Raw genomic sequence first — 13,459 nt, forward strand, 5'->3', positions numbered from 1 at the left:
GTAACAAAGTAGGGGACCACACAATCATGACGGCAGGCGGGTCACACCTTGAGACGTCGGAGAGCAGGCCGGGTAAACCGGTCGACGCCTCCGCGCCCGCCAGGGGCCGCGCCTATTTCGCCACCATCGAAGGCTTCATCGGCGCCCTCATGATGTTTGTCGGCTCCATCGGCACCGGCTGGATCGCCAACGGCTCGCCCATGATCCGCCAGCCGGTGGTGATCGCGCTCCGCACCGAAGGGTGGGGTGTGGCGGTGTCCACCGTGCTGCTGACGGCCGGTGCCATGCTCCTGATGCGCTCCTGGCTGAGGCTTGGCCAGAGGTTGGGGGACTGGGGGCACTCGTCGTTGCGGTCCGTAGTCATCGCCATTTCGGCCTGGTCACTGCCCCTGCTGTTCTGCGTGCCCGTCTTTTCACGGGACGTCTACGCCTACACCGGCCAAGGCCGCCTGGTCCAGGAGGGCCAGAACCCTTACGAGGTGGGCATCTCCACGCTCAACAACTGGTTTGCCCTGGGCGCCGACCCCGCCTGGGCGGAAAACAGGACCCCCTACGGGCCGTACTTCCTGTGGCTCGCGCGCGCCGTGGTGGGGCTGACCGGTGCCCAGCCCGACGCGTCAGTCCTGCTCTTCAGGCTCCTGGCCGGCGTCGGCGTCCTGCTCTGCGTTATCTACGTGCCCAAGCTGGCCGAACTGCACGGCATCAACGGTGCACGGGCCCTCTGGATCTCCGTGGCCAACCCGCTCTTCCTCATCAGCTTCATCGCCAGCGCCCACAACGACGCACTCATGGTGGGGCTCGCAGTCGCCGGCGTCTACCTGGCCGCCACCCGCCGCTACCTGCTGGGCATCCTCCTGGTCACCGCGTCCGTGGGCATCAAGCCCATCACCGTGCTGCTGCTGCCGTTCATCGGTGTCATGTGGGCAGGACCGTCCGCCTCCTGGCCGCGCAAGTTCCTGATGTGGGGAGCGACGGCGGGCATCAGCTTCGGCGTGCTGGCCCTCGGCGGCATTCCCTACAACCTGGGCATCGGCTGGACCTGGGCCATCATGGACCCCACCCCCGGCTACACCGGCTACTCGCCGTCCGGTTTCATCGGCCAGCAGGTGGAGCTGCTCGCCAACGCCCTGGGCCTGCCGGGTGGAACGCTGGCCACCTGGCTAAGGACAGCCATGAAGTGGGCCGCCATCGCCCTGGTCCTGCTGCTGATGTTCCGTGGCGACTACTCCCGTGCGGTGCGCCGGATGGCCCTGGCGTTCACCGCAGTGGTGATGCTCTCACCCATCATCCAGCCCTGGTACATCCTGTGGTTCCTGCCGTTCCTGGCTGTCACCGGCATCCGGGACGACTGGCAGATCCGCTCGCTGTACGTGGGCGTGACGTTCTTCGTGGTGTTCGGCGCGCAGGACCAGCTCTCGGTCTGGTCCTTCGTGGAACTGCCCATCGACGCGTCGTCCCTGGCGTTCTTCACCGCCCTGGCCTTCACGTTCTACCTGCTGGTACTGGACGTCCACACGCGGAAACTGCTCATCGAGGGCAGGCCGCTGGACCTGGGCCGTCGCGGCTGGCAGTGGGCTGTGGAGCGCAGGGCGGCGCGCCGCCGCGCCGCATCCCAGGCCCCCGCCGCCGTCGACCGCTCCGAAAGCCGTTAGCCGGGCGGGCCAAATAAGAAGCTAGGCGCCCGCGGGTACCCGCGTGGACGTCCTGCGGCCCAGTTCCGCCGTGCGTTTCACCGACCACCACAGCAGCACCACCAGGAGCACGTTGCGGGTGGTGAGGATGGCCGCCATGACCGGGTGGGCGTGGATCAGGGGCGTGTAGAACAGCGGGTAGATCACGAACGTGGTGATGGCGATGCCCATCAGCAGGGCCGCGGGCACCTTCCAGCGCTCCCAGTCGTGGGTCAGGCCCGCGATGATCACCGGGGCCAGCCAGATGATGAACTGCGGCGAGCCCACCTTGTTGAAGACGATGAACGCGGTGACCATCATGAGGGAGCCCTCAAGGAACAATTCCTCGCGCTCGGCGCCGCGGCGCATGGCCCGCACCAGCAGGATGGCCGCGGTCACGGCGGCGAGGACCAGGAGCGGCTGCATCAGGAACGCTGCGGTACTGGCTCCGGGGCCGTAGACCTCGGTGGAGTTGATGGCCGTGTTGTCCGCCATCTTGGAACCGGCGATGTGGAAGACGCTCAGCCAGACCCACGGTGTGGAGAACGTGGCCTCGAGCTGCATGCCGCGTTCGCCCTGGTTGAGCAGGAAGTCCATGATGTGCGGCAGCCCGCCGGTCAGCCAGGTCCCCAGTCCAACGACGGCGGTCACGGCGGCGCCGGCGAGGACCACCTGGACGCGCTTGTGGCTGGCGATGACGATGGGTACCAGCACGGCTGCGGGCCACACTTTGATCCACGTGGCGATGCTGAGCAGGATGCCCGCCACCACGGGCCGTTCGGCGGCGTAGAGCAGCGCGATCAGCACGATGGGTGCGGTGATGCCTTCCACCCGGGCGAAGCTCAGGTAGCCCATGAAGACGGTGAAGAACAGCCACCACCACGCCGGGGCCACGCCGGTCACCTTCCGCGGGCCGCGGGTCAGGTAGAGCAGGCCGACGGCGTTGAGCGCCGTGATGATCAGGAACCACACCAGCAGGTAGAGGCCCGGCCCGGCGATATTCGCCAGGAAAATGGGGATCTGCGCCAGCACGGGATACACCCAGGGGCTGATCTTTCCGGTCAGGTCCGCCGGGTTGTACCCGGCCATGGCCCACTGCCGGTACTGCTCGGTGTCGCTGAACGTATCGCCGTTCAAGAAGAAGGACGCCATCCAGCCCAGGAAGTACAAGTGGACGACGGCGAAGCCCCACCACACGCTGGACGGCCGGGCGAACCAGTCCACTACTTTGGCCGGCAGGACCTTGCTGCGGACCGTCACCAAACGGTCAAAGAACCTTGTGGAAATCTCAGGTCTCCTTGAGCGCGGGGGCGGGTGCGGCGGTCTTCTTGCCCAGCGAATACAGGCGCCGGACGCTCCACAGGAACAGGACCACCACCAGGAGGTTGCGGATGGTCAGCACCAGCGCCATCCACGGGTTGTTGTGGCTGAGGGCATCGTAGAAGAGGGGGTAGATGAAGTAGGTGGCCACGGCGATGGCGATCAGCATCAGTGCCGGGACGCGCCATTCGCGCCAGCTGTGCGCCAGGCCGACGGCGACGGCGGGGCCCAGCCACACCATGAACTGGGGCGAGCCCACCTTGTTGAACACTACGAAGGCGGCGGCCAGGGCGAGGGCGCCGGCGAGGAGCAGCTCGGTCCGGTCCACGCCGCCGGCCACCTTGTGCTGCTTGCCGTTGTGGAGGGCCCAGAAGGCCAGGCCAGCCACGAGCAGGGCTGCCAGGACCAGGAGCGGCTGCATCAGCACGGACATGGTGGCGGTGCCGGGGCCGTCCACCTGCATGGAGTTGATGTCCGTGTTCATGTACATGCGGGAGCCGCCCACGTTCAGGACGGAAAGCCACAGCCATGGGGTGGTGAAGGTGGCCTCGAGCTGCATGCCGCGGTCGCCCTGCTGGGTGAGGAAGTTCAGGAGCTTGGGGACGCTGCCCAGGGCTGCTGCCAGCGCGACGACGCCTGCCGTCGTCGCGATTCCTGCCAGTACCACCAGCAGGCGGTTCTTCACGACGGCGAAGAGGGCCAGCATGATGGCCGCCGGCCAGACCTTCACCCAGGTGCCGATGGCCAGCAGGATCGAGGCGATGAACGGGCGCTGGACGCCGTATGCCAGGGCCACGAGGACCAGCGGGGCGGTGAGGCCGTCAACGCGGGCGAATCCCAGCCAGCCCATGAGGAAGGTAAAGGCGAGCCACCACCAGCCGGCGGGGATGGCGTTGGCGTTCCGGCCCCGCTCCGTGAGCTTCAGCAGTGCCCAGCCGTTGAGGAGCGTTGTCATGAGGACCCAGAGGAAGAAAAACGGTCCAGGACCTGCGAGGCCCGCGACGGCCATGGGGATCAGGGCCAGGATGGGGTAGACCCAGGGGCTGGGGCCGCCCGTCAGGTTCGCGTCGTTGAAGCCGGCCATGGCCCAGTCGCGGTAAATGAAGGTGTCGCTGAAGGCCTCGCCGCGCAGGGAGAGCGAAGCGGCGAACACCAGGAAGACCAAATGGACCACGATGAAGCCGCCCAGCAGTCCACGCCCGGAATTCAGTGCGCTCCGCACGGGGGTGGGGAGGATGACGTTGCGGATCCTGGTCAGATTGCCGAAGAGAGCGTCGGTGGAAATGGCGGAATCCTTGTCAGGTCGTTGCACAGTCAGCGGTCGCGCAATAAGGGCTCGGGTGGGCCGCGGGGCGGGTTTCAAAGGCAGCTGGAAGCTCCGAAAACCGGCTCCCACTCCCTTCCAACTCTAATTGACGGCGCCCTGCGGCCAGTAATTGTCAGGACAAATGGTGGTGCCCGAGGCGCTGACCTGCGTCATTTATCTAAAGTTGCTGGCACATTTTTGCTCAGGCACCATGGGTCGAGGCGCGAAAGTGCCTGCCGCCTATGCAGCCAGGGGGAGCGCTGGGCGGAGTATGCCCACCCATCCCCTGAAAGACACAGGCAATATCCATGAATTTCCCCCTGACCCTCACCGTCTCCGACCGCCACAGCATGGACACCGAGCTCGACGCCGCCGTCGCAGCCGCCAAGGCCCATGCACTCATGGGCCGTCGCCACGGCATCCTGGTGACCCGCCATGGCGCCGACAAGTTCACGGTGGATCTCAGCGACGCCGTCCCCTTCGGCCTCACCCGCGAACACCAGGCCTGGTAAGGCCATTTGGCCCGCACCTGATTCAGCCGGCACCAACGCAGCCGGCCCCTAACGGGGCTCCCTTGGCGCCGCCGCCACTTCCGGCGTCGACCGTTTACCGTGGCTGGCTGTTGTCCCCGTCGCCGCCCACGCGGCTGCTGCGCTGCTGCAACCGGTCGATGTGCTTTGATGCGTCCGCCTTGCTTAGGTCCGCGGGAAGTTCCTCGCCCGCCTCGCGGGCAAGGGTATCGAGATAGCTGCGCTGGGCCGCCGTCATGGGTTCATCCCCTGTTATCCAGTCTTCCGGATCCCTGTTGAGCCCTGCGTTCGGTTCCGGTTCGGGGCTGCCGATTGTTTCCTGGTTGCTGTCGCTCATGGGAACGAGTCTAGGTCGGGGCACCGACATTCCGCCGGAACATGCGCACCCAAATGCCCTGGCTTGAATAAGTCGGGGAATCATGGAGACGTTGAATAGGTAGACGCAGACCTCAACGCAGCCAGGAGAATGACTCGATGGATACCAAGCTCAAAGTCGCAGTGCTCGGCACGGGAATCATGGGGGCGGCCATGGCACGGAACCTCCTGCGGGCCGGCCATGACGTCTCGGTGTGGAACCGGGACGCGGCCAAAACGGAACCCCTGGCCGCGGACGGTGCGCGGCGCGCCACTGACCCTGCCGGCGCCGTCGAGGCCGCCGACGTCGTCCTGACCATGCTCTACGACGCCGCCGCAGTGGAAGAAGTCATGCGGGCTGCGGCCCCCGGCACCCGGCCCGGCATGGCCTGGGTGCAGTCCACCACCGTGGGCGTCCAGGACGTTCCCGCGTTGGCCAAACTGGCCGCGGAGCTCGGGCTGGACCTGGTGGAAGCACCCGTTTCCGGCACCCGGGCCCCTGCTGAAGCCGGCCAGCTCCTGGTGCTTGCCGCGGGACCCGACCCGGTGCGCCAGCGGGTGGCGCCGGTCCTGGATGCCATCGGAGCCCGGACCATGTGGGCGGGGCAGGACCCCGCCGAAGGCTCCGCCACCCGGCTCAAACTCGTGGTGAACAGCTGGGTCATTGCCGCCTCCAATGCCGCCGGTGAGGTGGTTGCCCTGGCGGAGGAGCTCGGCGTCGATCCGCAGCAGTTCCTCGACGTAATCGACGGCGGCGGACTGGACCTTCCCTACCTGCGGACCAAGATGGGGCTCATCCTGGAGGAGGGACTCGAGCCTGCGTCCTTCGCCGTGGACACGGCCCGCAAGGACGCCCACCTGATCGTGGATGCCGCTGCTGAACTGGGACTGAAGCTTGACGGGGCGGAAGCGTTCGCCGCCAGGCTGGACCGGGTGGCAGAACAGGGCCGCACCAAGCAGGACATGGCCGCGGCCTACTACGCGAGCCGGTAGCAGGCAGAAAAGTAGGTCGCACCTTGGGCGCGGCGGGATGTATGCATCCGTGCGGAACCATCCCGGAATAGTTTTGATGCAGAGAAGGCAGCCGCCGGAGGCTGTGCTTGTGGCTTCCGGCGGCTGCCTTCTGCACTGGCGCCTCAGGCCTTGGCGGTTACCACTACCGTTTCCTCAGCCCGGGCCGCAGGCGTGGCCGTCCCGACTGAGAAGCCAGCCGTTACGTCAAGGCCGAGCCGGCGGCGGTCACGCTGCTGGTTGACGAAGAGTAGTGCCAGAACACCGAAGGTCAGCATGAGGCCGCCGGCCAGGGCGAATGCCGCGCGGTAGCCATCTGCCGGGGTGGCTGCACCGCCAATAAGGAATCCTGATACGGCGGGGGCAAACACGCCGCCCGTGGTGAGGACGGCGTTGGCAATGGAGAGGTTGGCTCCGCGCTGGCCGATGGTGGTCAGTTCCGCGACCACAAGGTACGTGATGGCGAAGAGCGCCGGTGCGGTACCAAAGCCGAAGACCATCAGGGCTATTGACAGGGCCGGCGAGGTAGTCATAGTCGCTCCGAGTAGGCAGGCTCCGGCGAAGGCGCCAGCGCCGCCGAGGACCCAGCCACGGGCCTTCCTGGTCGGAACGCCCTTTAGGTGCAGGCGCTGAGTGAGGGCGCTGAGGCCCACGGTGGCAATGGTGCCCCACGCTGCGGGCAAGGCGATCATTGAACCGGATTGTTGCCCGCTGAAGCCGAGGACATTTTGGAAGTATGCGGGTCCCCAGGACATGGCCAAGGTGAAGGTCCAGTAGCCGAAGAAGGAGGCCAGGACCGCGAAGATCCAACTGGGGGAGAGGATGGTGCGCCAGTAGCGGATTTTGGTTTCGCTTACCACGGGTGTCTCTTCCGGTGCGATGCCGTCAAGATCCTGCTCCGCCTTCCTGCTGGTGTACGGGCCCTCTTTGCCCGCGATGGCCCAAAAGACGGACCACAGCAGTCCCACGATGGCCAGCACGGCAAAGGCGGTCTGCCAGCCGAATTGTCCAATGACCCAGGCCAGGACCGGTGCGAACGCCACGATGCCCAACGTCACGCCGGATGATGCCAGCGCCGCGGGTGTGGCTCCCTTCTTTTCGGGGAACCACTTGTAGATGCCATGCATCAGGACCGGTGCCAGCGGGCCCTCGCCGGCTCCGAGGAGCAGGCGGCTTGCCCAAAGCGCGGGTAGCGAGGCGAAGAGCAGGATGGGAACCTGCGCCACGGACCACAGCAGGCACAGGACTAGCAGGATCCACTTGCTGGATACCTTGTTGGCGATAGGGGCGGCAACGATCTGGGCCACACCAAAGGTCAGGAACATGGCGCTTCCCACCAACCCGAACTGCTCGGGCGTGATGCCCAGCTGCTTCATCAGGGGAACGGCCGCGATGCCCAGGACTGCCTTGTCAGCCCAGCTGAGCATCATCAGGAAAAGCAGGCCGAACGTCATGAACCAGCCGTAGCGGTTACGCTTGGCCCGGGACCAGGTGCGGGGATCGCGGGAGGCCGCGGAGCCCGGCGTCATAAGCGGAGTTTTAGACACGGTTTGCCCAATCGTTGAAGGGGAGTCTTTGCCGGTTTCACCGGCGTTTCCTTGACTGTAGGCTCGTGTGACCGGCCTTACATTTGGGTTTTCCGTTGGCCGGAAAGTCACTTTTTGCGGCTCGTCCCAGGAGCGCCAGCAGGCCCATCCCCAAGCAGCTCAAGGCACACGTCAGCCACCAGGTGGTGCCCCAGCCGCCGGTGGTGGTGGCGAGCAGGGCGAACAACATGGGCCCCGCAAAGTTTCCCACATTGAAGATCTGCTGCGTCAGCCCCAGCACGGCAGTGACGGAGCCATCTGCGGGCGCGATGCGCACGGAGTAGCTGGTCACCGCCGCCGGTATGAGGCCCCCGACGGCGGAAAACGCGGCGATCTGGACAACCTGGATAAAAATGCCGTTGCCGAAGCGGTCCCAGTTCACGGCGAACGTGGCTACGGAAGCGGCGGACATCGACAGGAAGGTCCAGAAAATGATGCTCCGCTCAGAAATTCCCCGCTGGATCAGCGGACCGGCACTGAGGGCACCGATGGCGTTGACGCCACCGACCAGGGCGCTGAGGAGACCGGGCCACGGGCCGTCGAGCCCCGCTGAGCGGTAGATCGAGGGCAGGAAGCCAAGCACCGCCATCCACTGCGCCGTGTAGCAGGCGAACACCACGCCGATGATCCAGGGCCTGCGGGTGGCAACGGTGCGCCCCACCCTGCGCAGAGCGGGCCGGAGTCCGGCCTCGGCTGGAGCCACGTCCTTCGGCACCCGGCGCAGCAGCAGCGGCACCGGGAGAAGCGTGAGAACCGCCATAATCAGCCACCATTCCCGCCAGCCAGCAGCCTGCAGGAACAGCGCACCCGCGGAAAGGCCGATCAGCGTAGCAGTTCCCTGGAACGTGGCCCAGCTTGCCAGCGCAATGTTCAGCCGCTGCGGCGGGGCCACTTTGCGGATGAGGGCGGGTGCCACCACCACGGCCAGCAGGAAGCCGACGCCCTCCAGGGTGCGTGTTGCCATCAGCCATTCGGTGCTGGGGGCGGCCGCACCCACGGCGGACGCGCCGCTCAGCAGGACAAGTCCGAGGATCAGGAGTCGGCGCAGGCCGGCCATCTCACCGCCCACGGCCGTGGCCAGGCCGCCAACCACGCTGGCCAGCTGGATGATGCCCAGCAGCAGCCCGGCTTGGATCAGCGAGGTGCCAAGATCCGTCTGGATGCCGGCCAGGGCGGCGGGAAGCTTCCAGATGTGCATGGCCGCTGCGATACCGGCCGCGAGGACCGCAAGCCACGCCCGGTCCGTCGTCGCGTCGGCGTCATCAACGGGTGTGGTGTGCGACGGCAGAGCCAAGAGTTGTCCTTGCTGAGTTTGTGGCAGGCGACCCGAGATCAGGTTCTCTGCTCAGGCGGAAGCCAGGACGGGGCTGCCGATGCGGAAACGCTGGCCGCTGACGGCGACGTCCACGGTGCCGGCAAAGGTTGAGGCAGCACGGCTGCGCCACCACTGCGGTTCCGCCCGCCCGGCCAGGTGGGAGAGCACAAGCCTGTCCACCCCCGCCGCGGAGGCTACCCGGCCGGCGGCCTCAGGCGGCGTGTGGGCGATCCGCTGGTGGTTCAGGAACTCCGGCGCGAACCCCTTGTCCGCATAGAAGTCCAGGTTGACCGCTTCATGCACCAGGACGTCCGCACCCTCGGCGAGCACAACCATGGCCTCGCATTCGGCGGTATCGCCGGAGAATACGACAGAACCGGCGTCGGTCTCGAAGCGGAACGCCACGGCGGGCCGCACTGGCGGGTGCTCCACCAGGATGCCGGTGACCTTGACCCTGTCATCCTCGTAGACGTCGAAGGGGCGGGCCGCGTCCTCGGAGCCGTGCGCGGGGGTGGCCAGGTCCACGGTGCGCACCAGTGACGCAAGGTCCGGGCGGGCCTCGTCATGGACCCGGATGTCAATGTCGTAGGAGAAGGCCTGCAGCGAGTGGGACACCAGTTCGGCGGTGCCGGACAGGCCACCGCCACCCGTCCGGGTGGCATCCTTGCCCGGGCCAACAACGGATACCGGCCGCGTGAAGCCCTCCACCGGATTCCCCCAGTTCCACAGCAGGAAGCCGGGAAGCTCCACCACATGGTCCGAATGCAGATGCGTGACGAAGCCGGCCACAAAATCCTTGCCCCGGAGCCCCGCCTCATGTGCCGCGCGGGAGCAGCCGAGGCCAAAGTCCACCATATAAAAGGCATCACCCACCACCAGTGCGCTGGAGATGCCGTTTTCAGGTCCGCGGATGGCCGGGCCGGCGGCGGTGCCAAGCGTGATCAGTTCGACGCTCACAGGGAAGTCCTTCTGCAGGGTGTGCGGGGGTCAGGCGTGCGGGCGGGCATTGATGACACGGGTTTCCAGGTATTCCTCCAGGCCCCAGCGGCCGCGCTCGCGGCCGACGCCGGAGGCCTTCCAGCCGCCGAACGGGGCGTCCGGTTCCACCAGGGTGTGCTGGTTGACCCAGACCGTTCCTGCATCAATGCGGGAGGCAGTGGCGTAGGCCCGCTCCTGGTCCGGGCTCCACACCGATGCGCCGAGGCCGAATTCGCCGGCGTTCAGTCCCGCGATGGTGTCGTCGAGGCTGTCGTAGGCCACGATGGGCAGCGCCGCCCCGAACTGTTCCTGCTCCACCAGGTCCATGCCGGGTTCGGCGTCGATCACTACGGTGGGGGAGAGGAAGTAGCCCGGCAGGTCGCAGCCGGCGGTGCCCCCGGAGAGGATGCGGGCACCGGCGCCCACGGCGGAATCCACCAGGCCGTGGACCAGCTTGAGCTGGGACTCGTTGTGCATCGGGCCCATGGTGGTGCCATCAGCAATGCCGTGGCCCAGCACATGGCGGGCCGCCTCGGCGGCAATGGCCTCAGCAAGTTCCGCACTGCGGCTGCGCGGGACATAAACGCGCTTGACCGCCATGCAGACTTGGCCGGCGTTGCGGAAGGCGCTGCCCACAATGCCGCGGGCGGTGACGGCGATGTCCGCATCGTCCAGCACGATGGCAGGATCATTCCCGCCCAGTTCCATGGTGACGCGCTTGACCGTTGAGGCGGCCTGCTGCGCGATGGAGATGCCCACCTCCGTGGAACCGGTGAAGGAGATCTTGCGGATGCCCGGCGAGGTGCTCAAAGCAACGTTCACAGTCCGCCGCGAACTGGTCCGGACCTGCAGCACACCGGCGGGGAGGGCCTCGTTGAGCAGGTTCACCAGGGCAATCGTGGACAGGGGAGTGGATGGTGAGGGCTTGGCGACCACGGTGCAGCCGGCCACCAAGGCCGGGGCAAGTTTCACGCAGAGCAGGGAGATGGGGAAGTTCCAGGGCGTGATGGTGCCAACGATGCCCACGGGCCGGTACTGGACCTCCAGGCTGCGGTCCGCGCGCGGACTCAGCTGCTGTTCCGAATCCCATTCCAGGTCGGCGTAGTACTCGAACAGCCCTGCGGCCACGGAGAATTCGCCGGCGGCCTCGGCCTTCGGTTTGCCCTGTTCCCGGGAGAGCAGGGTGGCCAGCGCGTCCAGGTCGCGGCGGATCAGGGCCGCGCCTGTCCGCAGGGAATTGCGGCGGGCCTCCCGGTCAGCGGCCCAGTCGGCCGACGCTGCACGGGCGGCTGCCACCGAGGCCTCGACGTCCTGCGCGGTGTTTTCCGGAGCATGTCCAACGAGTTCAAGGGTGGCCGGGTCGTGGACCTCATACTGGGCTGCCGTCATGGTTTGTCCTTTCGGCCGGGAGGGAATTCTTATCCCAGTGTCATGGCACCCGTCACATCCTTGGGTAACCTTTCCGTCCAACGGAAAGTGTCCCGCAACCGCCCGGTCCCGCTTGCCACTATGGAGTGAAGCACGTCACGCACTAACGAGGAGTCTGCATGTCCCACGAGCAACTGCCCATCGTACTCACCGGGGTCTCCTCCGGAATCGGGGCACGTACCGCCCGTATCCTCGCCGCCCGCGGCATCCCGCTGATCGGCATCGACCGCAACCCACCCACTGAGTTCAGCGGCACATTTGTCCAAGCGGACCTCTCGAGCCAGGCCGGCATCGACGCCGCAGCGGCAGCAGTCACCGCCGCAGCGCCGCACGGCATCGCGGGCCTGGCGAACATCGCCGGCGTTCCTGGGACGGCCCCGTGGCGGACCGTGCTGGCGGTGAACGTATTCGGCGTCCGCGGGCTGGTCCGGGCGCTTGCGCCCTTGCTCGGCGAGGGCGGCGGCGTGGTGAACCTGGCCTCCAATGTTGCCGTGAACTGGCGGGAGGTCAAGGCAAAGTGCTCCGCTTTCGCGCTCGCCGAAGACCAAGCTGCCGCGTTGGAGTCCATTGCCGGCGACGACGGGGTAACGGGTGAGTCTTACCTTTTCTCCAAACAGTGCGTCCGGGTCCTCACCGAGCACCTGGCCGCCGAACTTCTGCCGCAGCGGATCCGGGTCAACAGCGTCAGCCCGGGACCCGTGGCCACTCCCATCCTCGAGGACTTCAAGAAAGACCACGGCCGCGACAAGGTGGAGGGCGCCGGTGCACTGCTGGGCCGCTTCGGCGACCCGGACGACATTGCCCCCGTCATCGACTTCCTACTCCGCCCCGAATCGGGCTGGGTGAACGGCTCGGACATCCGCGTGGACGGCGGCCTGGGCGCCTACCGCGGCTCCGGCCTCGCCGCAGTACCCAACTGAACCTTCTCCTCCCATGGAGGATGCGCCCACAGTACGACGCCGGCGCCTCGCCTTGCGTCCTGGGAGGCGCCGGCGTCGGGCGTTAAAATGGCAGGATGCAGCACCGCGCCACGGACGGCGCCGTGTCCTCCAGCGCAGAAGGGTGACCCATGGCTAACGCTGCCCCGGCAGGCCGGACCACCCGGCGCGCGGGTCCGACGGCCGCGCCAAAGCGTCCAGCCGGCGACGACGGTGCCGCCGCACACCAGGCGGCCAGCGTCACGTCGCGCGCCCTGGCGCTGTTGGGCACTTTCGATACCGAGCATTCCGTTCAAAGCCTCAGTTCCATGGCCCGGAGGGCAGGGCTCCCGGTGGCCACCGCACACCGCCTGGCTGGTGATTTGGTGGCGTGGGGCGGCCTCGAGAAAGCGAACGGCGAATACCGTGTAGGCCAGCGGATCTGGCGGCTGGGCCTGCTGGCCCCGGCGCAGCAGAACATCGCCGAAGTGGCTGCACCCTTTATGCAGGACGTCCTTTTTGTCACCCATAACGTGGTAAATCTGTTCATCCTGGACGGCGAAGAGGTCCTGTTGGTGGAGCGGATGTCCGGGACCGGTGCAGGCCAGCCGTTCCGGCGCGTCGGGGCCCGCCTGCCGCTGCACGCCAGCGCCGCGGGCAAGGTCATGCTTGCCTACGGCGCCAAGGACCTGTTTTCGTCCGCTGTCCAACGGCTGGAACCGCATGCGCCCCGGACCATCACGCAGCCGGGGCTACTGGCCGCCGAGATCGAACGGGTCCGCACCAACGGCTATGCCACCACCGAGGAGGAGGCGGGACCTGACAACTACGGCCTGGCGGTGCCGGTCTTCCTGCCCAACAAGCAGGTGGTGGCCGCGCTGGGGATCGTCACACGCGGCCGCCCTGCGCCGGTGGGTACCGTGGTTCCCGTACTCAACATCGCCGCCCGGGGAATCGCCCGGCGGCTGGGCGTGGAGCATCTGCCGCAGTAAGCCAGGTCTTTGCAGTTGCCCGGGCGCGAATCTTTCCGTTGGGTGGAAAGCC

12 protein-coding genes are annotated in these 13,459 nt (G+C 67.0%); 5 read left to right on the plus strand and 7 right to left on the minus strand.

Annotated features, from left to right (window positions below):
- Nucleotides 1-26 precede the first annotated feature (26 nt).
- A complete protein-coding gene (mptB, locus tag AC1DIP_RS17565; RefSeq protein ID WP_477734512.1) occupies nt 27-1,652 on the plus strand; it encodes a polyprenol phosphomannose-dependent alpha 1,6 mannosyltransferase MptB in 1,626 nt (541 codons plus the stop codon).
- A gap of 21 nt (nt 1,653-1,673) precedes the next feature.
- Here mptB and AC1DIP_RS17570 read toward each other — a convergent pair whose 3' ends face one another.
- The gene (locus tag AC1DIP_RS17570) at nt 1,674-2,930 is read right to left on the minus strand and encodes a glycosyltransferase 87 family protein (RefSeq protein ID WP_477734513.1); all 1,257 of its coding nucleotides are present in this window, start codon (nt 2,928-2,930) and stop codon (nt 1,674-1,676) included.
- Nucleotides 2,931-2,958: 28 nt separating this feature from the next.
- On the minus strand, nt 2,959-4,302 hold the full coding sequence (locus AC1DIP_RS17575; protein WP_477734514.1) for a glycosyltransferase family 87 protein: 1,344 nt from the start codon (nt 4,300-4,302) through the stop codon (nt 2,959-2,961).
- A 302-nt stretch (nt 4,303-4,604) separates the two neighbouring features.
- Between AC1DIP_RS17575 and AC1DIP_RS17580 the strand changes: the two genes are divergently transcribed.
- Nucleotides 4,605-4,808: a hypothetical protein gene (locus AC1DIP_RS17580; protein ID WP_476208307.1), complete on the plus strand. Its 204-nt coding sequence runs from the start codon at nt 4,605-4,607 to the stop codon at nt 4,806-4,808.
- Between the two features lie 94 nt (nt 4,809-4,902).
- Here AC1DIP_RS17580 and AC1DIP_RS17585 read toward each other — a convergent pair whose 3' ends face one another.
- Complete coding sequence (locus AC1DIP_RS17585) at nt 4,903-5,163, minus strand: DUF3072 domain-containing protein (protein WP_476208309.1); 261 nt, start codon at nt 5,161-5,163, stop codon at nt 4,903-4,905.
- Nucleotides 5,164-5,300: 137 nt separating this feature from the next.
- Here AC1DIP_RS17585 and AC1DIP_RS17590 point away from each other — a divergent pair, with 137 nt between their 5' ends.
- Nucleotides 5,301-6,173, plus strand: a complete 873-nt coding sequence (locus AC1DIP_RS17590; RefSeq protein WP_476208311.1) for an NAD(P)-binding domain-containing protein — start codon at nt 5,301-5,303, stop codon at nt 6,171-6,173.
- A 143-nt stretch (nt 6,174-6,316) separates the two neighbouring features.
- On the opposite strand, the gene AC1DIP_RS17595 is transcribed toward AC1DIP_RS17590, so the two are convergent.
- Genes AC1DIP_RS17595 through AC1DIP_RS17610 form a run of 4 tightly spaced genes read right to left on the minus strand, consistent with a single transcriptional unit; the run spans nt 6,317 to nt 11,459 of the window.
- Nucleotides 6,317-7,720 carry an MFS transporter gene (locus tag AC1DIP_RS17595; RefSeq protein ID WP_477734515.1) on the minus strand — a complete coding sequence of 468 codons (1,404 nt, stop codon included), beginning with the start codon at nt 7,718-7,720 and terminating at the stop codon, nt 6,317-6,319.
- Between the two features lie 55 nt (nt 7,721-7,775).
- The gene (locus AC1DIP_RS17600; protein WP_477734516.1) at nt 7,776-9,071 is read right to left on the minus strand and encodes an MFS transporter; all 1,296 of its coding nucleotides are present in this window, start codon (nt 9,069-9,071) and stop codon (nt 7,776-7,778) included.
- Between the two features lie 51 nt (nt 9,072-9,122).
- Nucleotides 9,123-10,049 carry an MBL fold metallo-hydrolase gene (locus AC1DIP_RS17605; protein WP_477734517.1) on the minus strand — a complete coding sequence of 309 codons (927 nt, stop codon included), beginning with the start codon at nt 10,047-10,049 and terminating at the stop codon, nt 9,123-9,125.
- 30 nt (nt 10,050-10,079) lie between these two features.
- The gene (locus AC1DIP_RS17610; RefSeq protein WP_477734518.1) at nt 10,080-11,459 is read right to left on the minus strand and encodes an aldehyde dehydrogenase family protein; all 1,380 of its coding nucleotides are present in this window, start codon (nt 11,457-11,459) and stop codon (nt 10,080-10,082) included.
- Nucleotides 11,460-11,617: 158 nt separating this feature from the next.
- Between AC1DIP_RS17610 and AC1DIP_RS17615 the strand changes: the two genes are divergently transcribed.
- Nucleotides 11,618-12,418 carry an SDR family oxidoreductase gene (locus AC1DIP_RS17615; protein WP_477734519.1) on the plus strand — a complete coding sequence of 267 codons (801 nt, stop codon included), beginning with the start codon at nt 11,618-11,620 and terminating at the stop codon, nt 12,416-12,418.
- 149 nt (nt 12,419-12,567) lie between these two features.
- On the plus strand, nt 12,568-13,407 hold the full coding sequence (locus tag AC1DIP_RS17620; protein ID WP_477734520.1) for an IclR family transcriptional regulator: 840 nt from the start codon (nt 12,568-12,570) through the stop codon (nt 13,405-13,407).
- The last annotated feature ends 52 nt before the right edge of the window (nt 13,408-13,459 follow it).

This window comes from Pseudarthrobacter sp. 05T312 (assembly GCF_056396685.1).